This window comes from Kitasatospora sp. NPDC088346 (genome assembly GCF_044740765.1).
Lineage (GTDB): Bacteria > Actinomycetota > Actinomycetes > Streptomycetales > Streptomycetaceae > Kitasatospora.
Genome location: NZ_JBIURH010000015.1, coordinates 99,388 through 123,040, shown reverse-complemented (window position 1 = coordinate 123,040; position 23,653 = coordinate 99,388). Strand labels below are relative to the sequence as shown.

Sequence of the window (23,653 nt, the reverse complement as noted above, 5' to 3'; positions counted from 1 at the left end):
TCGCCCGCGCCGTCGGGGCCGCAATGACGAGGTTCTGTCAGTTCCGGCCCTCGGGCCGGGCCCGCCCGGCGAGTCCGTCCGCGGCCGGCCCGGGGCGCCGCGCGAGACCGTCCACCGGGACGCCCGGGGCGTTGCCCGGCCCGGCCCCGCCGTCGCCCTCCGGCCCCATCGGTACCCCGTTGCCGCGCAGCACGTCCCGGACGTCCAGGATCAGCGGGAACACCTCGTGGTTGCGGTCCCCGCCCTGCTCGTCCCAGGCCCGCTGTTCGGCCTCGACCGCCATCCGGTCCTGGGCGAAGACCCGTTCCGTGAAGCGCCGGATCAACGGCCACGCCACGTGCAGTGCTCCCGGCACCGGCGGCTTCTCGATCATCAGCAGGCCGTAGGCGTGGCAGGTGCGCTGCTCGGCGTCCTCCGGCACGTACGCCGCCCAGAGCGAGAAGGCCGGCAGGCCCGCGCCCTCCGGGACGTCCTGGAGCGTCTGGTACGGGTACTCCGTCCGGATGGTGACGACGTCGGGCCGCTCGCGTCCGCGCAGCCCCTCGGCGGACAGCAGACCGGCCCCCCGGTCCTTGCGGCCGCCGGCCGGCACGAAGAGGTACCGGGCCTCGACGAACCGCGGACCGCACTCGTAGCCCAGCAGCTCGGGCTGGATCCGGCCCAGCACCCCCCGGTGCAGGAACTGGTGGTTCATGTCCAGCAGGTTCTCGTGCATGAACGAGTAGTGGCAGCGGACGGTGCGGGAGAACGTCATGGTCCGGTGGGTGGCTGCGCCGTACTGCGGCAGCACCGGGAACGGGGCCCCGTCGGCCTTCTCCGGATCGCCCGGGAAGACGAAGACCAGGCCGAACGCCTCGCGGACCGGGTAGGACCGCACCCCGCGCGGCGGCCGTTCGCAGCCCTTGGGCAGGTACGGGATCTGCGAGATGTGCCCGTTCCCCCGGTACGCCCAGGCGTGGTAGCAGCACCGCAGGGCCTCCCCCTCGACCACCCCGAGGCTCAGCGGCACCTGCCGGTGCGCGCAGCGGTCCTCCAGGGCGTACACGCGACCGCTGCCGCCCCGGTAGAGGGCGATCCGCTCGCCGGCGAAGACGGCCGCGAACGTCCGCTCCCTGCGGACCTTGCGGGAGACCGCCACCGGGTACCAGTAGTCGGGGTCGATCCCCACCCTCCGCAGGTCCACGACGCTCCCGTCCCGGTCGTCCGCCGGTCGCGGAGACACCCCCGCGGGCCTGTCGAAGGGGTACCGCTCCCCCGGTCGGTCCTCGGTCATGTACCGCTCCCTCGCACTCACGCCGAACGGGCACAGCTGCTGCGGACGACGGGCCGCCGCGCCGCATGGCCCGCACCCGGTGCGGGCCGGAACGCGTGGCAGCCGGCCGCGGCAGGACTCCACCGTCCACGGTCGCCGGGCCCGGGACGAACGGCAACCGCGACGGCCGAGGGCCGGCCGCTCGCGGGGTGACAGGAAGATTTCCTGCCACCGAGGCAACAAGTGGGTCCGTTCCAGCGGCGGGCGCCGAAGAATCTACGGTCGCCGGCGGCAACAGGCGCCGTTCAGGGGAAGTACTGACGCGGGGTGACACCGAGGATCCGGTGGAAGGCTGCGACGAACGAGCTGGCCGAGGCGTAGCCGACCCGGCGGGCCACGGACTCGACCGTCAGGCCCGCGGCGAGCAGGGGCAGGGCGGCCTGCATGCGCAGCTGCTCGCGCCAGCGGCCGAAGCTCGTGCCCGTCTGGGCGGCGAACAGTCGGGCGAGGGTCCGGCCGCTGGTACCCGCGGCGCGGCCCCAGGACTCCAGGGTGCGGTCGTCGGCCGGGTCGACGGCCAGGGCGTCGGCCACCAGGCGGGCCCGGGGGTCGGTGGGCGGGGTGGCGGTGACGGTCCGAACGGGGACGGGCCGGAGGAGGTCGAACAGCACCGCTTCGGCGCGGCCGCGTGCCGGCGGCGGCAGCGAGGGACCGGCGAGGTGGTCGATGAGCTCGCGCAGCAGCGGGGGAACGGCCACCACGGTGGGGTCCGGCCAGCCGACCGGGCAGCGCTCGGGGTCGACGTACGGGCTGCGCATGTGGGCGCCGTCGGTGGTGCCGGTGGCGTGCCGGACAGTTCGGGGGATCCACAGCGCCATCGTCGGCGGCAGCAGCCAACTGCGCTGCTCGGCACGGACGGTGAGGAGTCCGGTGCGCGACCAGGCCAGCTGGTGGACCGGGTGCCGGTGCAACGGGAACCAGTGGCCGCGCGGCAGCGTGAAGCTGCCCACCGCCACCACCCGAGCGGGGGCGACGCCCTGCTGTCCTGAACGCGACATCGGTTGGCAGCCTAGCGCGTGGCCGACACGTCCGGGCCCGGACTAGCGTCGGAGCATGCCGATGAACGCAGCGCACCAGAAGTTGTGCAGCTCCCGGAAGTGGGCCCGGACCACCGAGGAGCAGATCCTGCCGTGGGCCCTGGAGGACGTCGAACTGGGCAACGACGTCCTGGAACTCGGGCCCGGATACGGCGCGAACCTGCGGGTCCTCGTGAAGCGGGTCCCCCGGCTGACGGCGGTGGAGATCGACCCGGCCACGGTACGGCTGCTGGAGCGCGACTACGGCGACCGGGCGCGGATCGTGCACGCCGACGCGTCGCAACTGCCCCTCCCGGACGGGGCGTTCTCCGCCGTCGTGTGCTTCACGATGCTGCACCACGTGCCGACGGACACCCTCCAGGACCGGATCTTCGCGGAGACGTTCCGGGTCCTGCGCCCCGGCGGTGCGTTCGCGGGGAGCGACAGCCAACCCAGCGTCCCGTTCCGCCTGCTCCACGTCGGCGACACCATGAACACCCTCGACCCCGGGCTCCTGCCGGGCCGCCTGGCCGCCGCCGGGTTCACCGACGTGGTCACCGACCTCGGTGCGGACGGGCGGCGGGTACGCTTCCGGGCCCGCCGACCCTGAGACCGGCCGGCGCGGGGGAACGTGCGCCGGGGCCGTCCGGCGCGGGCCCGGCGCCGCGGACGATCTCGGCCAGGCGGTCGGCCGATTCGGCGGTCAGCCGGTAGAAGCCCTGGAGGCTGACGGCGCGTTCGAGGCGGCCGTCCACCACGTGCTTCAGGCCGCGGGTCACGCCGCGGCGGTTGCGCCAGGTCAGGCCCCCCAGGAGGTCGCCGGGAACGGGCACGTCGAACCGTACGGGGGTCGAGTCCACGTGCACCACCGCGGCGCCGCAGCCGCCCGCGCCGAGCATCGACCAGTCGCGGTGGCCGGGGAACGCCGGGTCGCTCCAGCCGGCGGGGGCCGGACCGCAGCACTCCCCCCGCTCCCGGTCGATCACCCGCATGCGGCTCACCACGTACACGGCGCAGCGGTTGACGTGCAGGGCGTAGACCTCGTCGTCGGCGCGGGCGGTGGACCAGGCGGGCAGGGAGGTGTGGACACCGCTGAAGGCGACGGGTGGTGGCTCGCCCACGCGGCCCGCCTTGCGCAGGGCTCGGCAGGTGTCGTGGGTCCACAGGACGGTGAAGGCATCGGGCATGCGGTGATCGTACGGAGGGGGACCGACAGCGCCCGGCGCCGTCGGGAGGTCGCCTCGGCGGCCCGCGCGGGAGCCGGGGGTCACTTCACGAACTGCCGCGCGTCGAGCAGACTTGGCACGTGATCCCCTCCTCGTCGGGCCCCGTCCCGGACCTCGCCCTGCCTGCCGGAACGCCTGCCACCGGCAGTCTCACGGACCGCCTGTCGCGCACGGCCACGGAGCTCGGCCTCGGCCTGCCCGCGCCGGAGGACGGGTCGGCGTTCCGGTGCGTGTTCGAGGGCGCGGACGGCGACCGGGTGGTCGTGCGCGACCTCCGGGAGGAGTGCCGACGGCTCTGCGTGCGGTTCCACCGGCAGGGCGCCTGGCTCGCCGACGGGAGGACCGCCGACCTGGCCGCCGTCGTCCGGGCCGCGGCCGCCTGGACGGCCGGTGCCGGCCTCGAACGCACGCGTGCGGCGGCCCCGTTCGTCCGGTTCGGCGACTGGGCCCTCGCCCATGAACGCGAGCCGCTCGGTCCCGTCGAGCTGGCCTGGTGGCACAAGCTCGACTCCTTCCGCCTGCCCCCGTTGGCCCGGCACGCCAACGCGCTGGCCGTGGTGGAGGCGGCGCACGCGCAGCCGAGGCTTCGTCAGCTGATGCCGGCCACCAGCCACTTCATGCTGTGGCTCTCCACCGTCGAGCACCCGCGGGTCCGGGTCGGGCACTCGGTCGAGCCGCAGGCCGACGGGCGGTTCTTCCTCCGGGACCGGGGGACGGTGCTCGCGAGCACCGCGACCGCCGAGGAGGCCGTCGCCCTGGTGGTGGCCGCGCTGCCGGAGGACGTCGGCGACCCGACCCCTATCATGTAAGATATGAAGAACCAGAATGACCCTTACGAGCTACGCCCGGGAGTCCCGCCCGTCGACGTCTACCGCCACCTGCGGACCGTCGCGGGACTCTCCGACAAGGCCGCCGAGGCCGCCGCGCTGGGCCTGCCCAACACGTGGTTCGGCGTGGTGCTGCACCACGGGGACGAGCCCGTCGGCATGGGCCGGATCATCGGTGACGGCGGGACCGCGTTCCAGATCGTCGACATCTGCGTCCACCCCGCCCACCAGGGCCGGGGTCTCGGCCGGCTGATCATGGGCGCGCTGACCGGGGAACTGGACCGCCGGGCCCCCGCCACCGCCTACGTCTCGCTGATCGCGGACGGCCCCGCGCGCTTCCTCTACGAGAAGTTCGGCTTCGCCGACACCGCCGCCCACGGCTCCGTCGGCATGTACCGCACGGCCGCGACCCACTGACCCGGCCCCGGACCGGCCCGGACCGGCCCGGGACCGCCAGCCGCACCGGCCCTACCGGCCCCGCCGCGTCAGGAGGCGGCGGGGGCCGCGGCCGTCGGGGGCACCGGCAGCAGGCGGTAGGCGGCGCCGTCGGCGGTCACGCGGCCTGCGGTCGGGGCCGGGAAGTGTGTGCCGAGGACGAGGGTGTCGGTGCCGGCGAGCGAGCCGAGGAGCCGGCGGCGCGACGCCTCGGACTCCGCCGGGTCGATGTCGACGCAGCTTCCGATGGCCGGGTGGGCGAACTGGACCGGGTGGTGGATGCAGTCCCCGGTCACCAGCGCGGACCCGTCCCGGCCGGTCAGCCGGACGGCGACGTGGCCGGGGGTGTGGCCCGGCGTGGGGAGCAGCTGCAGTCCCGGTGCGATCGTGGCGCCGCCCGCGGGGACGTCGACGAGGTCCAGCAGCCCGGCGTCCTCGACGGGGTGGACGGAGTCGCGGAACATCTGCCGCCGGGGCTCGTCCATGTCCTGGGCGGCCCAGAACTCGCGCTCCGTACGGGAGGTGAGGTAGCGGGCGTTGGGGAAGGTGGGGATCCAGCCGCCGTTGCCGTCCGCGCGGGTGTTCCAGCCGACGTGGTCGGTGTGCAGGTGGGTGAGGACGACCAGGTCGACCGAGTCCGGCGCGAAGCCCGCGGCGGTCAGGCGCGCGAGGTAGTCGGTGTCCAGGTCGTTCCAGGCCGGGTTGGTCCGGGTCTTGTGGTTGCCGATGCCGGTGTCGACGAGGACCTTCACACCACCGGTCTCGAAGGCGAAGGTGTGGCTGTGGATCCGCAGGATTCCGTCCGCGTCGGCGAAGTCGGGGCTCAGCCAGGCCTGTTCGCGCACCACCTCGGGGGTGGCGCCGGGCAGCAGCCAGGGGCCGGTGGAGGCCGGGAGGGCGGTCTCGTCGATGCGGTGGACGGTGAGGTCACCGATGGTCCAGGAGGGGGCGGCGGTGGTGTCGGTGCGGTCGGCGGGCGAGGTGGGCATGGTCTGCGGTGTCCTTCGTCGGGTCGGGGCGAAGCGGGTCGGGGCGGGTCGAGGTGGGTGTTGTCGTGCCGGCGGATGCGCCGGTCGGGGTGCGGGTGGACGCGCTGCCGGGTGGACGCACTACCGGGTGTGCGCGACCTCCCGGACGTACGAGTGATCATTTTCGGTGATCCGGTCGGGGCCGCCGCGCCGGGGTCCGGCGGCGGGGCGCCGCGCGGCGACCAGGGCCGCAACCGCGATCAGGGCGAGCAGGGCGGCTCCGGCCAGGTACCCGTGCGCGGTGACCCGGGGTCCGCCGTGCTGGGTGGCCGCGCCGGCGGCCATCGCGGGGAGTCCCATCGAGAGGTAGCAGAGCACGTTGAAGGAGGCCAGCGCCGCGGCCCGGTCGTCCTGGACGAGCGGGGCGAGCGTCATCGTCATCGCCGCCTGGGTGACGGCGCCGAACGCACCGCCGGACAGGGCCGCCGCGCCGAACAGCGCGGGCAGGCCGGCGCCGTGCAGGGCGGCCAGGGCCAGCGCCGCCGCGGGGACGACCAGGGCGCTGCCGGCGGTGGCCACGGCGACCGGCGGCCGGCGGCGGGTGGCCGTCATCGCCAGGGCGGCGGCGACGGTGAGGGTGAGGAAGAGCAGGCCGCCCGCGGTGCGGGGTGCACCGGGGTCGATGACGGTGGTGAGGGCCGGGCCGAGCGAGGAGTAGTAGCCGCCGAGAGCCCAGACGGCCGCGACGCCGGTACCGGTCAGCAGCAGTGCACGACGGGCCGCGGGCGGTGGGGTGAGGCGCGGGCGCAGGGAGCGCAGGGCGCCGGGCCGGCGGGTGGCGCTCTCGCCGGCGAGGGCGACGGCGACGGCCTGCGCGACGGCCACCAGGGCCAGCGCGGTGAAGGCGGTGGGGGCGGGCCGGGCGGCGGAGCGGACCAGCAGGGTGGAGGCGAGGACGCCCACGGCCATGCCGACGATGGGGGCGACGGCGTTGGCCCGGGCGGAGCGCGCCGCCCGGGCCGGCTGCCCGAGGTCGAGCAGGGCCGCGCCGGCGGCGGTGGTGGCGGTGCCGGTGGCGACACCCTGGAGGATCCGGGCCGCGATCAGTTGACCGGGGCCGCCGGCCGTCGCGAGGAGGGCCATCGCGACGGCCTGGGCGGCGAGCGCCCCGACCAGGACCGGGCGCCGGCCCAGGTGGTCGGAGAGACGGCCGGCGGCGATCAGCGCCAGCAGCAGGGCGAGCGCGTAGGCGGCGAAGACCACGGTGACGGTGAGCGCGGAGAGCTGCCACTGCCGTTGGTAGAGCGGGTAGAGCGGGGTGGGTGCGCTGGAGGCGGCCAGGAGGGCGACGAGGACCGAGGTGTGCAGGGCGAAGGACGCCCGGCTCGGGCCGGGGCGACGCCACCCGGACGCCGGCGGTAGGTCGGCCGGCATGGGGACCCCTTTCGACTAACGCAACGAATTTGCTTTAACTGACGATAGGCCCGTACGGTCGCTAACGCAAATCCTTCGCTTTTAAGTGCGGTCGCCACCCCGGCGCCGCCCGGAACAGGGAGAACTCCACATGCCGACACCGGAACTGACGCCCCCGGAGGCCGCCCGATGGGCCGCCCGCGCGGGCCTGCCGCTCGCCGACGACCGTCACGCCGCCGTGGCGGTGACGGCCGATCACATCCAGGCCGTCGTCTCGGTCCTGCGCGAACTGGACCTGCTGGAGACGCCGCCCGCCTTCACCTTCCACCCGTACGAGGAGAACGACCGTGTCACTTCCTGACCTGACCCTCGCCCAGGCCGCGGACGCCGTCCGGGCGCGGCGCGTCTCCCCCGTCGAGCTGGTGGACGCGGTCCTGGAACGCATCGAGCAGTCCGAGCCGCTCCTCAACGCCTACGCCACCGTCACCGCCGAACAGGCTCGCCGCCAAGCCCGCGAGGCCGAACGCGAAGCCGCCGCCGGGCAGTTCCGCGGCCCGCTGCACGGCGTCCCGATGGCGCTCAAGGACCTCATCGACGCCGCCGGCACCCCGACCGGCGCCGGCTCCCGGGTGCGCGCCGGCCACCGGGCCGCCACCGACAGCGCCGTCGCCGCGCGCCTCGCCGAGGCCGGCGCGATCCTCGTCGGCAAGGCCCACACCCACGAGCTGGCCTACGGGCTGACCACCCCCCAGACCCGCAACGCCTGGGACGGCGGCCGGGTCGCGGGCGGCTCCAGCGGCGGTTCGGCCGTCGCGGTCGCGGCAGGGTCCGCCACCTTCGCCCTCGGCACCGACACCGGCGGGTCCATCCGGGTGCCCGCCGCCCTGAACGGCGTCGTCGGCCTCAAGCCGACCTACGACCTGCTGCCCCGCCGCGGCGTCACCTCGCTGTCCTGGTCGCTCGACCACGTCGGCCCGCTCACCCGCACCACCGCCGACGCCGCCCTCGTCCTGCGCGCGCTGACCCCGGACGGGTCCCGCGCCCCGTCCGTCCACCACCCGCGCCCCGCGGGCGATCTGACCGGCCTGCGCGTCGGCGTGCCGTCCAACCACTATTTCGACCACGTCGACCAGGACGTGGAGACCGCCGTCCGGGCGGCCGTCGCCCGCCTGGAGGCCCTCGGCGCGACACTCGTCGACGTCGAGATCCCCCTGACCCGCTACCTCCGGGCCACCCACTGGGGTCTGATGGTCCCGGAGGCCAGCGCCTACCACGAGCGGGCGCTGCGCGCCGCGCCCGACCTGTTCGGCGCCGACGTGCGGGTGCTGCTGGAGGCCGGCGCACTGATGCCCGCGCTGGACTACCTGCGCGCCCAGCGTGCCCGGACCCTCATGCGCGAGGCATGGGCAGGCCTGTTCGCGACGGTCGACGTGATCGCCGCGCCCACCGTGCCGACCACCGCCGCACGCACCGGCCAGCCGTCGGTCACCTGGCCGGACGGCACCACCGAGAGCGTCCCGGACGCCTACGTCCGACTGTCCGCCCCCGCCAACATCACCGGGATCCCGGCCCTGTCCCTGCCGGTCGGCCTCGACCGCGACGGCCTGCCGATCGGCATGCAGCTACTCGCCCGGCCCCTCGGCGAGGCCGTCCTGCTGCGCACCGGGCGGGCGTACGAACAGGCCGCACCGGCCACCCGGCTCCCGTTCGCGGCCTGACGGCCGCACCTCGGCGGCGGACGATCACATGCGACTCCTTGACGCAACGAATTTGCTTTAAGCTGGTGAGGTGAGCCGCAAACCGATCGTCCGCCCCGGGGGGCGCAGCGCCCGTGTCCAGCAGTCGGTCCACACCGCCGTGCGCGAGCTCGTGGCGGAGGTGGGCCGTGACGCGCTGACCGTGCCGCTGATCGCCGCCCGCGCCGGGGTCACGCCCTCGACCGTCTACCGGCGCTGGGGCGACGTCCACGAGTTGCTGTCGGACGTGGCGGTCGAGCGCCTGCGCCCCGAGTCCGCGCCGGAGGACCTGGGCGACCTGACGTCCGACCTCACCGCCTGGGCGGAACAGTTCCTCGACGAGATGAACTCTCCCCCCGGCCGCGCCTACATCCGTGACACCCTGCTCGGCGACCCGGACGGGGACAACGCGGGCCAGTGCTCCTCCTACGCCGCCGAGCAGATCGACGCCGTCCTCGCCCGCGCGGCCGCCCGCGCCGAGCCGGCCCCCGACACGGAGGCCGTCCTGGACGCCGTGGTCGCCCCCCTGATGTACCGCATCCTCTTCAGGCCCGGCGGGCTCGACGCCCCGTACGCCCGGAGCCTGGTGAACTCCCTGCTGGCCGCACCCAGGTAGGACCTGTCCGGCCGAGGCCCCGCGCGAACCGCGACGGAACTCGAAATCCCGGTCAACCGGTAAAAGCGCTTTCCGTGATCGCGGAACTGCTGGAGGCTGTGCTCCGGCGGACACGGGCGTGCCGGAGGGAGATCGGCGATGGGGGAACTTCGAGGCGGCCACCGGCTGCACTTCGCACTGGCGCTGGCACTCGGTACGGTCGAGGTGCTGTGCACGGCCTCGACCTGGCTGCCCGGTGCGTACGGCGCGCCGCGATGGCTCGTGCTGGGGCTGTTCGTCGCGGTCTTCCCGATCTTCGTGACCGCGCTCATCCGCTGCGTGATCAGCGGACGAGGGTTGTGGGAGGACCGCACCGCCCGCGGCGACCTGCTCAGGGCCACCCTGCCGCTGCCACCGCTGACGTGGTTCGTCTACCCGCTCTTCCTCGGGGTCGCCGTGCTGGGCTTCGCGACGGGGGCGGGGAGGGCGCAGGACGCGCAGGCCCACGCATCGGGCTACTACTACACCTTCTGGGACAGGTCCGCCCAGCCGCAGCACCTCAGCCGGGTCGACCTCAGCGAGTCCGAGTACCACCAGGTGCTCAAGTGCCAGCTGCGGGTCTTCGGTGCGGGGGCGTCGCTGTTCTACACGGTCAGCAGCTTCCTCGTCCTCGTCTCGGCGGCGGCCGCGGCCCCGACCACCGGGGCGCGGACCCGGCGGCCGGGCCGAACTGCACCGGCCGGCCCGGCGTCGGCGGAGAGGGCAGGATTCGAACCTGCGCGGGCGCCCGAAGGCACCCGATCCGGACCCGAAGGTCCCGGTCCCCGATAAGCCGCTCCGGGCACCTCTCCCTGCTCAGGTCGGGCACCGGGTGCCTCCCCTGACGTGTGTCCATGCTGCCCGGAGGCCCTGACCGGGTGCTGACCGGGTGCTGCGGGCGAGCTGACCCGGGCGGGGTCCGCACGCTACCGTTCGGAAGGTGCGCACGGCGGACCGGTCGGCCCATCAGGAGTGCGCACGTGGGGAGTTGAGGGGGCTCGGCGTGGTGCTGCGGTGGCTGTGGCAGCAGGCGATCGGCGGGTGCGTGCCCGTCACGACAGGGCTGGCCGCGCCAGGGTCGGGGTCGGCGGGGTCGGCGCCGGCCGGGTCGGCGCCGGCGGGAGCCGGGGCGCCCACCGGCCGGGTCGTGAACACCCGCAACGAGATCCGCGGCGGCACGTTCAACGGGCCCACCATCCAGGCCGGACGGATCGCCATCACGGTCGTCCCCCAACCTCCGGAGCCTCCCCCGCAGGTCCTGGTGGGCCGCATCCCGGCGGAGGCCACCGCCTTCCAGCCCCGCGCCGTGCTGCGCGCGGCCGTCGACCGGGCCCACGAGAACCACGGCACCGTGGTGCTCACCCAGCTGCTGGCCGGCGGCGGAGGCGTCGGCAAGACCCAGCTCGCCGCCCACTACGCCCGCCGGGCGCTCGCCGAGGGCACCGACCTCGTCCTGTGGGCCGACGCCTCCGAACCGCAGAACGTGACCGCGCTCTACGCCCGCGCCGCCGGCGTCGTCCACGCACCGGGTGCCGGCGGGCGGCAGGTCGACGCCGAGCACGACGCCGCCTGCTTCCTCTCCTGGCTGGCCACGACGGAACGGAGCTGGCTGGTCGTGCTCGACAACGCCACCGAGCTCGACACCGGCCGCCAGGACCTGTGGCCCGACACCGCGGGCGCCGGCAGCGGTCGGGTGCTGGCCACCACCCGACGGCGCGACGCCGCCGCCAGCGGCGCCGCCCGCAGCCTCGTCGACGTCGGCGTCTACTCCCCCGCCGAGGCCATCGCCTACCTGCGCGAACGCCTCGGCCGGGCGGGCTGCGCGCACCTCCTCGACGACACGGCGTCCGCCCTGGTCGAGGCACTCGGTCACCTGCCGCTCGCACTCGGACACGCCGCCGCGTACCTGGTCAACACCCGGCGCACGAGCGGCCGTTACCTGGAGCTGTTCCGGCGGCGGGCCACCGCGCTGGACCGGGTGCTGCCGCGCTCCGCCGATGCCGACGGCTACGGCCGTGCCGTCGCCACCTCGCTGCTGCTCGCACTGGACGCCGCCCAGCGCGAGGAGCCCCGGGGTCTCGCCGTCCCCGCGATCCGGCTGGCCGCCCACCTCGATCCCGCCGGCCATCCCCGCTCGTTGTGGAGCACCGCGGCCGTCGCCGCCCACCTCGCCCGGCACCGCACCGACGCCGAGCCGGACGCCGAGCCGAGCGTCGACGACGTCCTGGACGTGCTGGCCGTGCTGCACAACTACAGCCTGCTCACCGATGCCGACCCCGCCGGCCCCCGTTCGGTCGCGGTCCACGCCCTCACCGCCCGCGCAGCCCGCGAGAGCGCCCCGGACTCCGCCGCACCGGGCCTGGCCGCCGCCGACGCCCTCCTCGAACTGTGGCCGCAGGACGACCACGGCGACCTGGAGCTGACCGCCGCCCTGCGCGCGAACGCCGACACCGTCCGGGCCACCGCCGGCGAGCACCTGTGGCGCGGCGAGGGCCACCCCGTGCTGTTCCGCGCCGGAAACAGCCTGCTGGAGGGAGGCCTGCCCACCGCCGCCACCAGCCACTGGGCCGACCTCGCCACCACCAGCGAGCGGCTCCTCGGCCCCGAGCACCCCGGCACCCTGTCCGCCCTGGCCGGCCTCGGCGCCGCCCACCGGCAGGCCGGGCGGACCACCGAAGCCATCGACCTCCTCAAGCGCGTCGCCGCCGACCACCGACGACTGCTCGGTCCCCGGCACACCGACACCCTCGTCACCCAGGCCAACCTGGCGGCCACCTACGAGCAGGCCGACCGCATCGCGGAGGCGACCGCCCTCCTCGAACGGGTGCTCGGCGACTACCACCGCTCCCTCGGCCCCGACGATCCCCTGACCCTCACCGCCCGGGCCAACCTCGCTGCCTGCTACGCCCGTTCCGGCCGTACCGCGGCCGCCACCGCGATCGAGGAACAGGTCCTCGCCGACCGCCTACGGGTCCTGGGACCGGACCATCCCCACACCCTGATCACCCGGGCCAACCTCGCCACCTCGTACTGGCTGGCCGGCCGCACCGCAGAGGCCATCGCCATCGAGGAACGGGTCCTCGCCGACCGGCTGCGCCTCCTCGGGCCCGACCACCCCAGCACCCTCACCGTCGGCTTCAACCTCGCCGCGTCCTACCGGCAGGCCGGCCGCGCCACCGACGCCGTCGACCTGCTCGCCCGGGTCCTCGCCGACACGGAACGCGTCCTCGGCCCCGAGCACGCCGAGAGCGTGAGCCGTCGCAGATGGCTGGCGGTCATGCTGACCGAACGGGCCCTGGCCGGTCTCCCCGCGGAGGTGGGCGGGGCGCTGCGCGACGCCGCGCGGGCCATCGAGACCGTGGAGCCGGGTGTGGCGGACCACCCCGAGGAGTTCGGCCCGGTGCTGAGGGCCGCCTACCGGCTGACCGCCGACCTCCTCGACCACAGCCAACGGCCGTTGGAGGCAGCGGATTTCAGGCAGCGGGCGGACCGCGTCCCACCGGGCGGCCGGAAGGGGTGAGAGGCCGATCGGAGGGGACGGGCGGGGCGCCGCGGGACGCTCAGCGGTCCGGGCCGTCGAGGATGCGCCGGAGCCAGCGGGTCCGGGCACCGCGGGCGTCCCGGGCGAGAGCGGCGTCCGGCGCCAAGCCGTCGAAGCCGTGGAAGGCGCCGGGCCACACGTGCAGTTCGGCCTGGCCGCCGGCCTGCCAGATCGCGTTCGCGTACGCCACGCTCTCGTCCCGGAGCGTCTCGGCCGATCCGACCTCGACGAAGGCCGGGGGCAGCCCGGACAGGTCCGTGGCCCGCGCGGGAGCGGCGTACGGCGGCAGGTCGGCGGCGCCGTACCGCTCGCCCAGCAGCGCCTGCCAGGCGGTCGCGTTCGAGGTCCGGTCCCAGGTGTCGCGGCCCGCCATCTGGTAGGAGGAGAACGTCTCGCCGCGGTCGTCGAGCATCGGGCACAGCAGCAGCTGCCCGATCGGCGCGGGCCCGCCCCGGTCGCGCGTGAGCAACGCGAGGGCAGCGGCGAGTCCACCGCCGGCGCTCTTGCCTCCCACGACGATGCGGCCCGCGTCGACGCCGAGGGCATCGGCGTTGGCGGCCGCCCAGACCAGCCCCGCGTAACAGTCCTCGACCGGTCCGGGGTACCGCGTCCGCGGCGCCAGCCGGTACTCGACGGAGATCACGGCCACCCCCAGCGGGAGCGCCCACTCCCGCAGCGACTCCGGGAGGACGGACCACGCGTTGCCCACGACCATTCCGCCACCGTGCATGTAGTACAGCAGCGGCAGCGGCCCGGCGCTGCCGGCCGGCCGTGCGCTCACCAGCGTGACGCCCGGCCCGGTCGACCCGCCCGGCACCGTGATCTCGTCCACCTCGAAGAGACCGTCGGCCCGGAGCTCCCGGACCGTCGGCCTGGGCCGCTGCGCAGCGTCCCGTTCCTGCCGCTCCGCGAGGTTCCCGGGGGTCATCGGGTCGTACGCCTCCGCTCCCAACGCCGCCAGCACGGGCGCCAGTTCGGGGTCGATCGGGGGCGCGGGCCGATCCGTCGGCAGCGGGTCGCGGGTGGGGGTGGGTCCGGGTGGAGAGTCCATGCGGCCCAGTCTCCATCACCCGCCGGACGCCGGCCACAACCGCCCGCCGCCGCGCAGCCCGGATGCGGCAACGCCCGTGCTCCCGTGCGGGTACCGTGCCGGCGTGGAGACCGTCCGTTGTGCACCCGACAGGGGGAGCACCCGATGGAGAGCCTGATCACGCTGGACGATCGCGGCCGGATGGTCCCCACCGACCGCGCGGCCTTGGCCGAGTCGATCGCCGCACTCCTCGACGGACCGCTCGCCCAGCCCGGCCCGCTGCGTCAAGCCGGCGTGGGGCTCCTGGTGTTGGGCCGCCACCACGAGGCCGTGAGGGTCCTCGAACGGGCGTTGGCGCTCGCCGACGAGAGGCGCGCCGTCGCCGTCCACATCAATCTCGGGGATGCCCGCCGGTACCGCGGCGACCCTGCCACGGCCGAGCCGCACTACCAGGAGGCGCTTCGGCTCGCCCACGCCCACGCACCGGAGCTGCTGTACCACTGCTTCCAGCACCTGGGCAAGCAGCGTCTGGAGCAGGGCCGCACCGTCGAGGCCCGCACGCTGCTGGACGAGGCCATGCGCCGTATCGACGGGGACGCGCCCCTCGTCGCCGCCACCGCGACCGCACTGCGGCTGGCCGACGAAGCCGACGCGGCGGCGGGCCCACCCGACGGGGGCGGCGAGGTCCGACCGGCCGGCCGCAGCTGATCCGTCGGCTGAGGAACCGGCGGCTTCCCCGCTACTGCGGAGGGCACTCCAGGACGAGTCGGACCTCCGTCACCTCGTACCCGGCGCGGTCGAAGGCGGCGGCCATCGGGCGGTTGACGGTGTCGGTGGTCGCGGTGATGCGGTCGGCGCCCGCCGCCGCGTGGAAGCGGGTGATCTCGGCCAGGACCTCGTCGATCAGACCCCGGCCCCGCTGCTCCGGCACCACACCCAGGTATCCCACGTTGCGGTGGTAGGGCGTCGCCGACGGGATGGCCATCCCCGCCAGTGTCCCGTCCGGGAGGTGCGCCAGCCGCCACCACGAACGCTCGCCCGGACAGTCGAGGTAGAACTCGAAGTCCTCGCGGGCCAGTTGCTCGGCGTCCATGGCGAGCAGCTCGTTCCGGGTCGCCAGGTCGAGGCTGTCGTGGGAGAGGCGCACGAAGGCATCGAGGAACTCCTCGTCCGTCCCCTCCCGGAAGACCAGCCGCCCGGTGGGCTCGGCCACCGGGGCCTGCGGAGTCCATTCGTAGCGCAGGCGCTCGATCTCGCGGGTCAGCCCCGCCCTTCCGGCGCCCTCCCGGCGCCATGCGACCGCCGCGGCCGACTCCGGTGCGGCGCGCCAGTCACGCGGCAGGGAGATGTTGTACCCGGGGCGGTTCCCGAACGCCGCGTGCCCGGCCGCCAGCAGGTCGGCCGCCACGGCAGCCGGATCGGCCACGCCGGCACGGACCTGGAGACAGTCGAGCGCGATCGGCCGCTCACTGTCGGCCCGCCCCCACCACAGCGCTCGGGCCACCAACTCCCCGTCCCCGTCCTCCGCGACCCACACCCACTCGGGTCGCATCCGGTTCTCGGCGAGTTCCTCGCGGATCCTCTCGGCGGTCAGGGCGGGTACGGGACCGTCCGCCGCGAAGGCGACAGCTCGGTCGAGGTCTGAGGGGCCGGCAGTGGCCGAACGACAACGCATCGGGTGATGATCACACAGAACGCCTGATCACGCCATCGATTCGGACACGGACGGCAGAACGCGGGGCAGCCGCCGGGCCGGCACCTCGCTGACACACCCGGTGCCGCATCAGGGAGCCTTCGCGCCGTCCTCGGCCCAGGTCTCGCCGGGGCGTCGAGCAGACCGCGGTTCCGTCGGTGCGTTCAGCGGCCAAGGTGTGTCGAACTCCTCATCGGTGTGCGCGAGCAGCGGCGGATCGGTGCCGGGCGGGAGCGACTCCGGTGAGGCATCGCGGGCTCCGGTAGAGTCCCCGACGTGAACACCGGAACGGCATCACGCCACGCACGGATCGGCTGTCCGGCGGACGACTGACCCCGCCGCGGGTGCGTGACGGGCACCCCTTCGGTTCGGCACGCGGACCTCCCCGTACTCGCTGCACCCGCGAGTCCGAGTTCCGTGTCGACCACAGCGAGGCCATCCGAATGACCGTCACGTTCAACCACACCATCATCGCCGCCCGGGACCGCAACGAGTCGGCCCGCTTCCTCCGCGAGCTGCTGGAACTGCCGGAAGCACCGTCCTGGGGCCCCTTCACCAACGTCCGGCTCGCCGACGGCGTGCTCCTCCAGTTCGCCGAGCCGCCGGTCGAGATCCAGATGCAGCACTACGCGTTCCTCGTGGACGACGAGCTGTTCGACCGCGCGTACCGACGGCTGTGCGACCTCGGCGTCGAGCACTGGGCCGACCCGCAGATGCGGCGCCCCGGTGAGACCAACACCGAACACGGCGGCCGCGGGGTGTACTTCAAGGACCCCTCCGGCCACGCGCTCGAACTGATCACCCGCCCGTACCTGTAGCCGGCACCACTGGTGGGAGGTGGCGGTCGCCGCAACGCCCGTGCGTTGACGGGCCGCAACCTCCCGCCCCGGGGCCGGACAAGACCAGCCGCCTTCCGGTGGACTCGCTCACGCTCGACGGTGACCGGATCGACGGTGACCGGATCGTCCTCGACCGGCCGGTGGCCCGGGAGCCGGAGGAGGCAGTACCGCCGCACCACCGACCGCTCCCGCCGGGCCTTCGGCCGCCGCCCTCCACCGCGCGAGGGCGGCGGCTCGGTGCGTGGACGGGGCCCGGTGAGGCCCCGCCCGCCGCACGGCCGGGGCCACGGCTCGTCGTCGCAGGCCACGTCCGTGGTCCGCCCGCGAGCGTCCCCGGCGCCGTCGTGCCCTGCACCGTCGTGCCCTGCACCGTACGGGTCGGGGGCGCCCTGTTCGGCCTGGTCCTGGAGGGGGGCGTCGGCCGCCGGCCACCTGCCGCGGTCCCCGCGGCCCGCCGGTGAGCCTCCGGCCGCGGAACACGAGGTCACCGTTCACGCGCTGGTGACGAGAGGTCAGCCGCATCCGGGCGGCGGTCTCGGCGGTCGGCGCCGGGTCGTGTCCGAACCGAAGTCTCCCGCGCCCGACCCCTTGCCGTCGCCGCTCGACCTCCCTACTGTGAACCTTCAAATCCCTCGAAAGACTCGCAGGAAGCCTGCATGGCGACAGATTTGAACGATCAAATAGGCCCGCCCTTGGGCTATCTCGACTTCGCCCGGGTCGGCCCGCTCTCCCGCCCGGCCGCTGCCGCGATCGGCGAGGCGACCGGGCTGGCCTCCCGCCTCCAACCGGGCGATCTGGACCGGCTGTTCGCCCGGGCGGACGCCGCCCGGGCCTCGGCGGCCCGGCTGCTGGACGCCCGCCCGCAGGAGGTCGCCCTCGTCCCGTCCACCAGCAACGGCCTGTTCACCGTGGCCGCGGCGCTCGACGGGGCCGGTACCGTCCTGGTGCCGCGCGCCGAGTTCCCGGCCAACGTCTATCCCTGGCTCCGGTTCGCCGAACGCGGCGGGCCCGCCGTCCGCTTCGTCGAGCCGGACACCACCGACCCCTTCGAACACCGGCACCTCACCCCCGACCTGTTGCGCCGTCACCTCACCCCGGACGTCACCGCGGTCACCGTCAGCGCCGTCGACTCGCTCACCGGCCACCTCGCCCCGCTGGGTGATCTCAAGGAGGTCCTCGGCCCGGACCGGTTGCTGATCGTCGACGCCATCCAGGGGCTGGGCAGCGTGCTCCTGGAGGCCGAGGCCGCGGACGTCCTGGTCAGCGGCGGCCAGAAGTGGCTGCGCGCGGGGTGGGGAGCGGCGCTGCTGCTGATCCGGGACCGTCTCGCGGACCGGCTGCGGCCGGGCCTCGGCGGCTGGGCCGGCGTCACGGACCCGTTCGCGGAACGGCATCCGGCGCCCTCCCTGCCCGGCGCCGCCGCCCATCTCGCCACCAACCCGGACTTCCCGGCCGCCGCCGCCCTGGGCGCGGCCCTCGACGACCTCGGTGAGCGCGGCCAGGACGGGCCGGCCGCCGTCGGTGCCCGGATCCGCGCCGTCCTCGCGGAGCTGCTCGACCGGGCGCGACGGGCCGGCGCCGACGTCCTGCTGGACGGTCTCGACCCTCGGGAGCGCGGCGGCATCGGCACCTTCCGGCTGCCCGGGCACGATCCCGCCGCCGTCCACCGGGCCCTCGGAGCCGCCGGGCTGACCACCACCCGTCGCGGCGAGTGGATCCGGCTCTCCCCCCACGCCTCCACCGACCCGGCAGCCGCCGACCTGCTCACCGACGCCCTGCGCACCCTCACCCGCCCCGCCCCGCACCCCCACACCGCGCCGTACACCACACCGCACCCCGCACCCGACACCGCACCCGCACCGCGCCCCCACCCCCAGGAGCCGACATGTCCCACCAGCTGAGCCGCCGACACCTCCTCCAACTCGCCACCGCGTCAGCCGCCGGGTTCGGCCTCACCGCCTGCGGCGGCGGGTCGGGCGGGGCCCCCTCCGGCGGCGACGGCGAGAGCGGCCGGATCACCGTCTGGAGCTGGACCACCGCCGCGGAGGCCCTGCGCGGGGTCGTCCCCTCGTTCGAGAGGGACAACCCCGGCATCACGGTCGACGTCCAGGACGTCGGCAACCCGGCCATCTGGGACAAGATCACCGTCGGTCTCGCCTCGGGCGGCAAGGGCCTCGCCGACGTTCTGCACATCGGCGTCGACTACCTGCCCGGCTACCTGGAGAAGTTCCCGAACGGCCTCGCCGACCTGTCCGCGCTCGGCGCCGACCGGCACAGGGACGAGTTCGCGCAGGGGCTGTGGCCGACCGTCATCGGCAAGGACAAGGCGGCGCACGCCCTCCCCTGGGAGGTGAACCCGCTCGGTCTGTTCTACCGGCAGGACTACTTCGAGAAGGCCGGTGTCGACCCCGCCGCCATCGGCAGCTGGGACGACCTGATCGCCGCCGGCCCGAAGGTCCTCGCCGCCACCGGAGCCCAGCTGATCGGCCTGGACAAGCCCGGGACCACCCAGGACATGGACTTCTTCCAGAACCTGATGCAGCTCCAGGGCGCCTTCTACTTCGACCACGACGGCAGGGTGACGCTCGCCTCGCCCGCCGCCGTCCAGGCCCTCACCCTCATCAAGCGGCTCAACGACGCGGGCCTGCTCGCCGACACCGCCGGCCAGGGCACCTGGAAGCGTCTGGTCGGCGAGGGCCGGCTCGCCACCGTCCCCTATCCGGCCTGGGCGGTCGAGTACCTGGCCACCAAGTTCCCCGACCAGAGCGGGAAGTGGCGCGTGATGCAGCCGCCCGCCGCCGTCGCCGGGGGCCGGCGCAGCGCGATCGTCAACTCGACCTACCTGGCGGTCGCGTCGTCCAGCAAGCGCCGCCGGGCGGCCTGGCGCTTCGTGGAGTACGCGCTCACCAGGCCCGCCGAGATCAACCGGATGTTCACCTCCGGCGGGGTCTTCCCGGCGCTCGGCGCCGCCTACGCCGACCCGATGTTCTCGGCGCCCCACCCGTTCTACGGGGGCCAGAGCGTGCTGAAGTCCTTCGTCGACTCGCTCACCACCGGCGCGGACGCCACCAACTTCACCGGTGACTACGCCCGTGCGCTCAAGCTCGCCAGTGACGCGCAGAGCCAGGTGCTGCTCAAGGGCGCCGACCCGGCGACCGCGCTCCGGGACGCCGCCCGGCAGCTCTCCCAGCAGACCGGCCGGCAGCAGGCGGTCTGAGCCGATGGCCCTCGCCCCGCCCGAACCCGCGCCCGCCACTCCCCCCTCCGCGGCTCCCCCGGCCACCGCCCGCGCCGGCGCCCGCGCCACCGACCGCGCCCGCGCCGGACGGCGCCCGCTGCTGACCCGCAGCTCCGTCCCCTACCTGCTGATCACGCCCGCCGTCCTGGGCTTCGCGGTGTTCAAGGCGTACCCCATCGCCGACTCGCTGTGGATCAGCCTCACCACCGGCACCGGCGACGACCCCCGGTACGCCGGGCTCGCCAACTACCGGCGGCTGCTGCACGACCCGCTGTTCTGGACGGCGCTGAGGAACACCGGGCTGATCCTGGTCGTCCAGGTGCCGCTGATGCTCGCCCTGGCGCTGCTGGTCGCGCTCGGCCTCAACTCCGGCCGGGTGCTGCTGCGCCCGCTCTGGCGGCTGGGCGTCTTCGTGCCCTCGCTGACCGGGCTGGTCGCGGCCGGCGTGATGTTCTCGGTGATCCTCAACCGCGACGCCGGGCTGCTGAACTGGGTGCTGTCGCTGTTCGGCGTCGACCGGGTGAACTGGCTCGGCAGCCCGGCCTGGGCCCGGGTGGGCGTCGTGCTGGTCATCACCTGGCACTACACGGGCTACAACGCCGTGCTGTACCTGGCCGGGCTGCAGGGCGTGCCGGTCGAGCTGTACGAGGCCGCGATGGTCGACGGCGCCGGCCCGGTCCGCCGGTTCGTCTCCATCACGCTGCCCCAGCTGCGGCCGATCCTCCTGCTCACGGTGGTCCTCTCGACCATCGGCACCCTGCAGCTCTTCGACGAGCCGTACGTCCTGACCGGCGGCGGGCCCGACAACGCCACCCTCACGGTCACCATGTACCTCTACGACAACGGCTTCAAGTACTTCGACTTCGGCTACGCCTCGGCCCTCGCCTACGCGCTCGCGCTGATCGTGTCGGTGCTGGGCGTCCTCCAGGTCCGTCTGATGGGAGAGCGCCGGTGAAGGCCCGCGGCACCCTGCTCACGCTGCTGCTCGCGGGCGCCTTCGCGCTCTGCGTCGGCCCCTTCTACTGGCTCGCCGTCGCGGCCACCCAGGACGACCGGGACGTGTTCTCCTGGCCGCCGAAGCTGCTTCCCGGCGGCCACCTCATGGAGAACCTGCGCGGGCTCCAGGAGTCGGTCGGGCTCACCCGCGTCCTGTTCAACACCGTGCTGGTGGCGGGGGTCCAGACGGTCGGCGCGGTCGTCGTCTCGGTGCTGGCGGGTTACGCCTTCGCCAAGTTCGAGTTCCGGGGGCGCTCGCTGTTCTTCGTGCTGCTGCTCAGCACCCTGGTCATCCCGGACACGGTGATGCTGATCCCGGTGTTCCGGATGATGACGGACCTGGGCCTGATCGACTCCTACCAGTCCGTCATCCTGCCCGGCCTGGTGACCCCGTTCGGCATCTTCCTGATGCGGCAGGCGCTGCGTTCCATGCCGGACGAACTCCTGGACGCGGCCCGGGTCGACGGGGCCGGCGAGCTGCGGGTGCTGTGGCGGATCGTCCTGCCGGTGAACCGGCCGGTCATCGCGGCCCTCGCGCTGTTCGTCTTCCTCGGCGGCTGGAACCAGTTCGTCTGGCCGCTGATCGCGCTGCGCAGCCCGGAGATGTACACCCTGCCGGTCGCCACCGCGACCCTGCAGGGGCTGTCCACCACCGACTACGCGCAGGTCCTGCTGGCCGGTGCCATCGCCGCCGTGCCCGTGATGCTGCTGTTCCTCGTCCTGCAACGCCAGTTCGTCTCCGGTCTGCTGGCCGGGGCCACCAAGGAGTGACCACCGTGACCACCGAACCACGCCCCGGAGCCGCCACCGCGACCGGAGCCGCCGCCGAGGGCGGGGCGGCGACCACGCCGGCCGTGCCGCAGCCCGTCCCGGTCTGGCGGCCGAACACCCCGGCCGGGGCCGTCCCCGACACCGTCGGCGAGTGGTGGCTGACCACCGGCCTGCTCGGCCCCACCGGCGCTCCGCTGAGCGTCCAGCTGACCGGGCTCGGCTGCGACCGCCTGGACACCACCGTCACCCCGGTCGGCGAGGGGGTGGCGCTGATCGAGATCGCGGTGCCGGTCCGGGCCACGGTCCGCGCCGAGTGGCGGGTCCCGTGCGTCGGCGCCACGGCGTACTGGACCCCCGACACCAACGCCTCGCGCTGGCTGCCGCCGTCCTGGGTCGCCCCGCGGACCGTCTCGCTCAGCCTCGGTGCTCCCGTGGCCGCTCTGGTCGGCGCCGGGGACCGCACGCTCTGCACCGCCGCCGCCGGCGAGACCACCGCGCCGGTGCGGGTGGGTGCCGGAGTGGTGGAGGAGAGCGGGGAGTTCGCGTTCACCGTGGAGCAGGAGCTGCGTCCGGACGGGCCGCCGATGCGGCTGCGGATCGACCTCAGCGGCCGCCACTTCGCCACCACCCTGCACGAGGTCGGCGCCTGGTGGGCCGAGGGCCGCCACCATCCCGGTGTCGCCCCCGCCGCCCGGATGCCCGCCTACTCCACCTGGTACAGCCTCCACCAGAGCGTGGACGCCGCCACCGTCGAGCAACAGGCCGTCCTGGCGGCGGCCGTGGGCTGCGAGAGCATCATCGTGGACGACGGCTGGCAGACCACCGACCGGGCCCGCGGGTACGGGCACTGCGGCGACTGGGTGCCCAACCCGGCGGCCTTCCCCGATCCGGCGGCGCACGTCGCCGAGGTCCACCGGGCCGGTCTGGCCTACCTCCTGTGGTACGCGGTGCCGTTCATCGGCCGGCACAACGACGCCCGGGACCGCTTCAAGGGCATGATCCTGCGCGAGGAGCCGCACCTGGACGCCGCGGTGCTGGACCCCCGCCACCCCGAGGTCCGGGCCCACCTGGTCGAGCGGATCTCCCGGGCCGTCGAGGAGTGGGGCATGGACGGTGTGAAGCTGGACTTCATCGACCGCTTCGCCGTCGCCGACCCACCGCCTGCGCCGGCCGGCGCGGACCGCGGCGAGGTCCACGAGGGCGTGCTCCAACTGCTCGCCGACCTCGACACCCGCCTGCGCCGCACCCGGCCGGACGTCATCGTCGAGCACCGCCAGCCGTACGTCGGGCCCGGTCTGTGGCCGTACGCGACGATGGTCCGGGCGACGGACTGCCCGCTCAGCCCGGCCGAGAACCGCCAGCGCACGGTCGACTGCCGGCTCACCGCCGGGCCGCTCGCGGTGCACGCCGACATGATCATGTGGAATCCGGCCGAGACGCCCGAGGCCGTCGCCGTGCACCTCGTCAACGCGCTGTTCTCGGTGCCGCAGATCTCCGTCGACCTCGCCGCCCAGAGCCCGGGCCAGCTCGCGGCGCTGCGCTTCTGGCTCGGCGTCTTCCGCCGGTACGCCGCCGTCCTCCAGTTCGGCACCCTGGAGCCGGCGCGGCCCGACCTCGGCTACCCGCTGGTGCGCGCCGGGGACGCCGGCACCACCGTGGTCGCGCGCTACGCGCCGCTGCCGGTCGCCCTGCCGGCCCGGGAGGCCGGGGACGGTCCGCGGACGGTGCTCGTCGCCAACGCGGACGCCGACCCCGTGGTGCTGCTGACCGCGACCCGGCCGGAGCGGACCCGGGCCCTCGTCCAGGACTGCCGTGGTGAGATCCTGTCCGAGACCGTGCTCGACCTCGTGCCCGGGGTGAATCCGGTGACCGTGCCGACCGGTGGCCTGCTCACCCTGACCCGCGAGGACTGACGCCGGGGGCCGGGGGCACCCGCCCGGGTGCCCCCGGCCCGCCGACCACCGCCAGCAGAGGAACG

21 protein-coding genes and 1 tRNA gene are annotated in these 23,653 nt (G+C 74.7%); 14 read left to right on the top strand and 8 right to left on the bottom strand.

Annotated elements, in window-relative coordinates; genetic code table 11:
* Nucleotides 1-37 precede the first annotated feature (37 nt).
* Together ACIOFR_RS21140 and ACIOFR_RS21135 are read right to left on the bottom strand one after the other, a co-directional pair.
* A complete protein-coding gene (locus ACIOFR_RS21140) occupies nucleotides 38-1,273 on the bottom strand; it encodes a Rieske 2Fe-2S domain-containing protein (RefSeq protein WP_400999442.1) in 1,236 nt (411 codons plus the stop codon).
* A 284-nt stretch (nucleotides 1,274-1,557) separates the two neighbouring features.
* Nucleotides 1,558-2,310 carry an AraC family transcriptional regulator gene (locus ACIOFR_RS21135; RefSeq protein WP_400999440.1) on the bottom strand — a complete coding sequence of 251 codons (753 nt, stop codon included), beginning with the start codon at nucleotides 2,308-2,310 and terminating at the stop codon, nucleotides 1,558-1,560.
* 55 nt (nucleotides 2,311-2,365) lie between these two features.
* Between ACIOFR_RS21135 and ACIOFR_RS21130 the strand changes: the two genes are divergently transcribed.
* The gene (locus ACIOFR_RS21130; protein ID WP_400999438.1) at nucleotides 2,366-2,938 is read left to right on the top strand and encodes a class I SAM-dependent methyltransferase; all 573 of its coding nucleotides are present in this window, start codon (nucleotides 2,366-2,368) and stop codon (nucleotides 2,936-2,938) included.
* Here the strand turns inward: ACIOFR_RS21130 and ACIOFR_RS21125 are convergent.
* On the bottom strand, nucleotides 2,883-3,515 hold the full coding sequence (locus ACIOFR_RS21125) for a hypothetical protein (protein ID WP_400999436.1): 633 nt from the start codon (nucleotides 3,513-3,515) through the stop codon (nucleotides 2,883-2,885). The two genes, ACIOFR_RS21130 and ACIOFR_RS21125, sit on opposite strands and share 56 nt — an antisense overlap.
* 119 nt (nucleotides 3,516-3,634) lie before the next feature.
* Between ACIOFR_RS21125 and ACIOFR_RS21120 the strand changes: the two genes are divergently transcribed.
* Together ACIOFR_RS21120 and ACIOFR_RS21115 are read left to right on the top strand one after the other, a co-directional pair.
* A complete protein-coding gene (locus ACIOFR_RS21120) occupies nucleotides 3,635-4,363 on the top strand; it encodes a DUF6193 family natural product biosynthesis protein (protein ID WP_400999434.1) in 729 nt (242 codons plus the stop codon).
* Nucleotides 4,364-4,366: 3 nt separating this feature from the next.
* Nucleotides 4,367-4,798 (top strand): GNAT family N-acetyltransferase, encoded by a 432-nt coding sequence (locus ACIOFR_RS21115; protein WP_400999432.1) that lies wholly within the window; start codon nucleotides 4,367-4,369, stop codon nucleotides 4,796-4,798.
* Nucleotides 4,799-4,866: 68 nt separating this feature from the next.
* On the opposite strand, the gene ACIOFR_RS21110 is transcribed toward ACIOFR_RS21115, so the two are convergent.
* Nucleotides 4,867-5,805, bottom strand: coding sequence for an MBL fold metallo-hydrolase (locus ACIOFR_RS21110; RefSeq protein WP_400999430.1), 939 nt, complete (start codon nucleotides 5,803-5,805; stop codon nucleotides 4,867-4,869).
* A gap of 120 nt (nucleotides 5,806-5,925) precedes the next feature.
* Nucleotides 5,926-7,218 carry an MFS transporter gene (locus ACIOFR_RS21105; RefSeq protein WP_400999428.1) on the bottom strand — a complete coding sequence of 431 codons (1,293 nt, stop codon included), beginning with the start codon at nucleotides 7,216-7,218 and terminating at the stop codon, nucleotides 5,926-5,928.
* 130 nt (nucleotides 7,219-7,348) lie between these two features.
* Here ACIOFR_RS21105 and ACIOFR_RS21100 point away from each other — a divergent pair, with 130 nt between their 5' ends.
* The 3 genes from ACIOFR_RS21100 (at nucleotide 7,349) to ACIOFR_RS21090 (ending at nucleotide 9,549) form a co-directional block, all read left to right on the top strand.
* Entirely contained in the window at nucleotides 7,349-7,558 is a 210-nt protein-coding gene (locus ACIOFR_RS21100; protein WP_400999426.1) for a hypothetical protein, read from the top strand.
* On the top strand, nucleotides 7,545-8,915 hold the full coding sequence (locus tag ACIOFR_RS21095) for an amidase (RefSeq protein WP_400999424.1): 1,371 nt from the start codon (nucleotides 7,545-7,547) through the stop codon (nucleotides 8,913-8,915). The genes ACIOFR_RS21100 and ACIOFR_RS21095 overlap by 14 nt, the downstream gene beginning before the upstream one ends.
* 70 nt (nucleotides 8,916-8,985) lie before the next feature.
* Nucleotides 8,986-9,549 carry a TetR/AcrR family transcriptional regulator gene (locus ACIOFR_RS21090; protein ID WP_400999422.1) on the top strand — a complete coding sequence of 188 codons (564 nt, stop codon included), beginning with the start codon at nucleotides 8,986-8,988 and terminating at the stop codon, nucleotides 9,547-9,549.
* Between the two features lie 733 nt (nucleotides 9,550-10,282).
* On the opposite strand, the gene ACIOFR_RS21085 is transcribed toward ACIOFR_RS21090, so the two are convergent.
* Nucleotides 10,283-10,379, bottom strand: a tRNA-OTHER gene (locus ACIOFR_RS21085).
* Between the two features lie 335 nt (nucleotides 10,380-10,714).
* On the opposite strand from ACIOFR_RS21085, the gene ACIOFR_RS21080 reads away from it, so the two are divergent.
* Nucleotides 10,715-13,087, top strand: a complete 2,373-nt coding sequence (locus ACIOFR_RS21080; RefSeq protein WP_400999420.1) for a tetratricopeptide repeat protein — start codon at nucleotides 10,715-10,717, stop codon at nucleotides 13,085-13,087.
* Between the two features lie 40 nt (nucleotides 13,088-13,127).
* Here ACIOFR_RS21080 and ACIOFR_RS21075 read toward each other — a convergent pair whose 3' ends face one another.
* A complete protein-coding gene (locus tag ACIOFR_RS21075) occupies nucleotides 13,128-14,159 on the bottom strand; it encodes an alpha/beta hydrolase fold domain-containing protein (protein ID WP_400999418.1) in 1,032 nt (343 codons plus the stop codon).
* 144 nt (nucleotides 14,160-14,303) lie between these two features.
* Here ACIOFR_RS21075 and ACIOFR_RS21070 point away from each other — a divergent pair, with 144 nt between their 5' ends.
* On the top strand, nucleotides 14,304-14,846 hold the full coding sequence (locus tag ACIOFR_RS21070) for a tetratricopeptide repeat protein (protein WP_400999416.1): 543 nt from the start codon (nucleotides 14,304-14,306) through the stop codon (nucleotides 14,844-14,846).
* A gap of 31 nt (nucleotides 14,847-14,877) precedes the next feature.
* Here ACIOFR_RS21070 and ACIOFR_RS21065 read toward each other — a convergent pair whose 3' ends face one another.
* Nucleotides 14,878-15,813: a GNAT family N-acetyltransferase gene (locus ACIOFR_RS21065; RefSeq protein ID WP_400999414.1), complete on the bottom strand. Its 936-nt coding sequence runs from the start codon at nucleotides 15,811-15,813 to the stop codon at nucleotides 14,878-14,880.
* A 461-nt stretch (nucleotides 15,814-16,274) separates the two neighbouring features.
* Between ACIOFR_RS21065 and ACIOFR_RS21060 the strand changes: the two genes are divergently transcribed.
* The 6 genes from ACIOFR_RS21060 (at nucleotide 16,275) to ACIOFR_RS21035 (ending at nucleotide 23,588) form a co-directional block, all read left to right on the top strand.
* Nucleotides 16,275-16,649, top strand: a complete 375-nt coding sequence (locus ACIOFR_RS21060) for a VOC family protein (RefSeq protein WP_400999412.1) — start codon at nucleotides 16,275-16,277, stop codon at nucleotides 16,647-16,649.
* 677 nt (nucleotides 16,650-17,326) lie between these two features.
* Complete coding sequence (locus ACIOFR_RS21055) at nucleotides 17,327-18,571, top strand: aminotransferase class V-fold PLP-dependent enzyme (RefSeq protein WP_400999410.1); 1,245 nt, start codon at nucleotides 17,327-17,329, stop codon at nucleotides 18,569-18,571.
* Nucleotides 18,556-19,887 carry an ABC transporter substrate-binding protein gene (locus tag ACIOFR_RS21050; protein WP_400999408.1) on the top strand — a complete coding sequence of 444 codons (1,332 nt, stop codon included), beginning with the start codon at nucleotides 18,556-18,558 and terminating at the stop codon, nucleotides 19,885-19,887. Before ACIOFR_RS21055 ends, ACIOFR_RS21050 begins: the two co-directional genes overlap by 16 nt.
* A 4-nt stretch (nucleotides 19,888-19,891) precedes the next feature.
* Entirely contained in the window at nucleotides 19,892-20,863 is a 972-nt protein-coding gene (locus tag ACIOFR_RS21045; protein WP_400999406.1) for a carbohydrate ABC transporter permease, read from the top strand.
* A complete protein-coding gene (locus ACIOFR_RS21040) occupies nucleotides 20,860-21,675 on the top strand; it encodes a carbohydrate ABC transporter permease (RefSeq protein ID WP_400999404.1) in 816 nt (271 codons plus the stop codon). Before ACIOFR_RS21045 ends, ACIOFR_RS21040 begins: the two co-directional genes overlap by 4 nt.
* A 5-nt stretch (nucleotides 21,676-21,680) precedes the next feature.
* Nucleotides 21,681-23,588 (top strand): glycoside hydrolase family 36 protein, encoded by a 1,908-nt coding sequence (locus ACIOFR_RS21035; protein WP_400999402.1) that lies wholly within the window; start codon nucleotides 21,681-21,683, stop codon nucleotides 23,586-23,588.
* The last annotated feature ends 65 nt before the right edge of the window (nucleotides 23,589-23,653 follow it).

What these genes read in the sequence shown, in the direction of transcription:
- ACIOFR_RS21135 (WP_400999440.1), bottom strand. Translation starts at nt 2,310, where the DNA reads ATGTCGCGTTCAGGACAGCAGGGCGTCGCCCCCGCTCGGGTGGTGGCG.
- ACIOFR_RS21140 (WP_400999442.1), bottom strand. Translation starts at nt 1,273, where the DNA reads ATGACCGAGGACCGACCGGGGGAGCGGTACCCCTTCGACAGGCCCGCG.
- ACIOFR_RS21050 (WP_400999408.1), top strand. Translation starts at nt 18,556, where the DNA reads ATGTCCCACCAGCTGAGCCGCCGACACCTCCTCCAACTCGCCACCGCG.
- ACIOFR_RS21075 (WP_400999418.1), bottom strand. Translation starts at nt 14,159, where the DNA reads ATGGACTCTCCACCCGGACCCACCCCCACCCGCGACCCGCTGCCGACG.
- ACIOFR_RS21105 (WP_400999428.1), bottom strand. Translation starts at nt 7,218, where the DNA reads ATGCCGGCCGACCTACCGCCGGCGTCCGGGTGGCGTCGCCCCGGCCCG.
- ACIOFR_RS21100 (WP_400999426.1), top strand. Translation starts at nt 7,349, where the DNA reads ATGCCGACACCGGAACTGACGCCCCCGGAGGCCGCCCGATGGGCCGCC.
- ACIOFR_RS21115 (WP_400999432.1), top strand. Translation starts at nt 4,367, where the DNA reads ATGAAGAACCAGAATGACCCTTACGAGCTACGCCCGGGAGTCCCGCCC.
- ACIOFR_RS21125 (WP_400999436.1), bottom strand. Translation starts at nt 3,515, where the DNA reads ATGCCCGATGCCTTCACCGTCCTGTGGACCCACGACACCTGCCGAGCC.
- ACIOFR_RS21055 (WP_400999410.1), top strand. Translation starts at nt 17,327, where the DNA reads ATGGCGACAGATTTGAACGATCAAATAGGCCCGCCCTTGGGCTATCTC.
- ACIOFR_RS21130 (WP_400999438.1), top strand. Translation starts at nt 2,366, where the DNA reads ATGCCGATGAACGCAGCGCACCAGAAGTTGTGCAGCTCCCGGAAGTGG.
- ACIOFR_RS21070 (WP_400999416.1), top strand. Translation starts at nt 14,304, where the DNA reads ATGGAGAGCCTGATCACGCTGGACGATCGCGGCCGGATGGTCCCCACC.
- ACIOFR_RS21065 (WP_400999414.1), bottom strand. Translation starts at nt 15,813, where the DNA reads ATGCGTTGTCGTTCGGCCACTGCCGGCCCCTCAGACCTCGACCGAGCT.
- ACIOFR_RS21110 (WP_400999430.1), bottom strand. Translation starts at nt 5,805, where the DNA reads ATGCCCACCTCGCCCGCCGACCGCACCGACACCACCGCCGCCCCCTCC.
- ACIOFR_RS21045 (WP_400999406.1), top strand. Translation starts at nt 19,892, where the DNA reads ATGGCCCTCGCCCCGCCCGAACCCGCGCCCGCCACTCCCCCCTCCGCG.
- ACIOFR_RS21060 (WP_400999412.1), top strand. Translation starts at nt 16,275, where the DNA reads ATGACCGTCACGTTCAACCACACCATCATCGCCGCCCGGGACCGCAAC.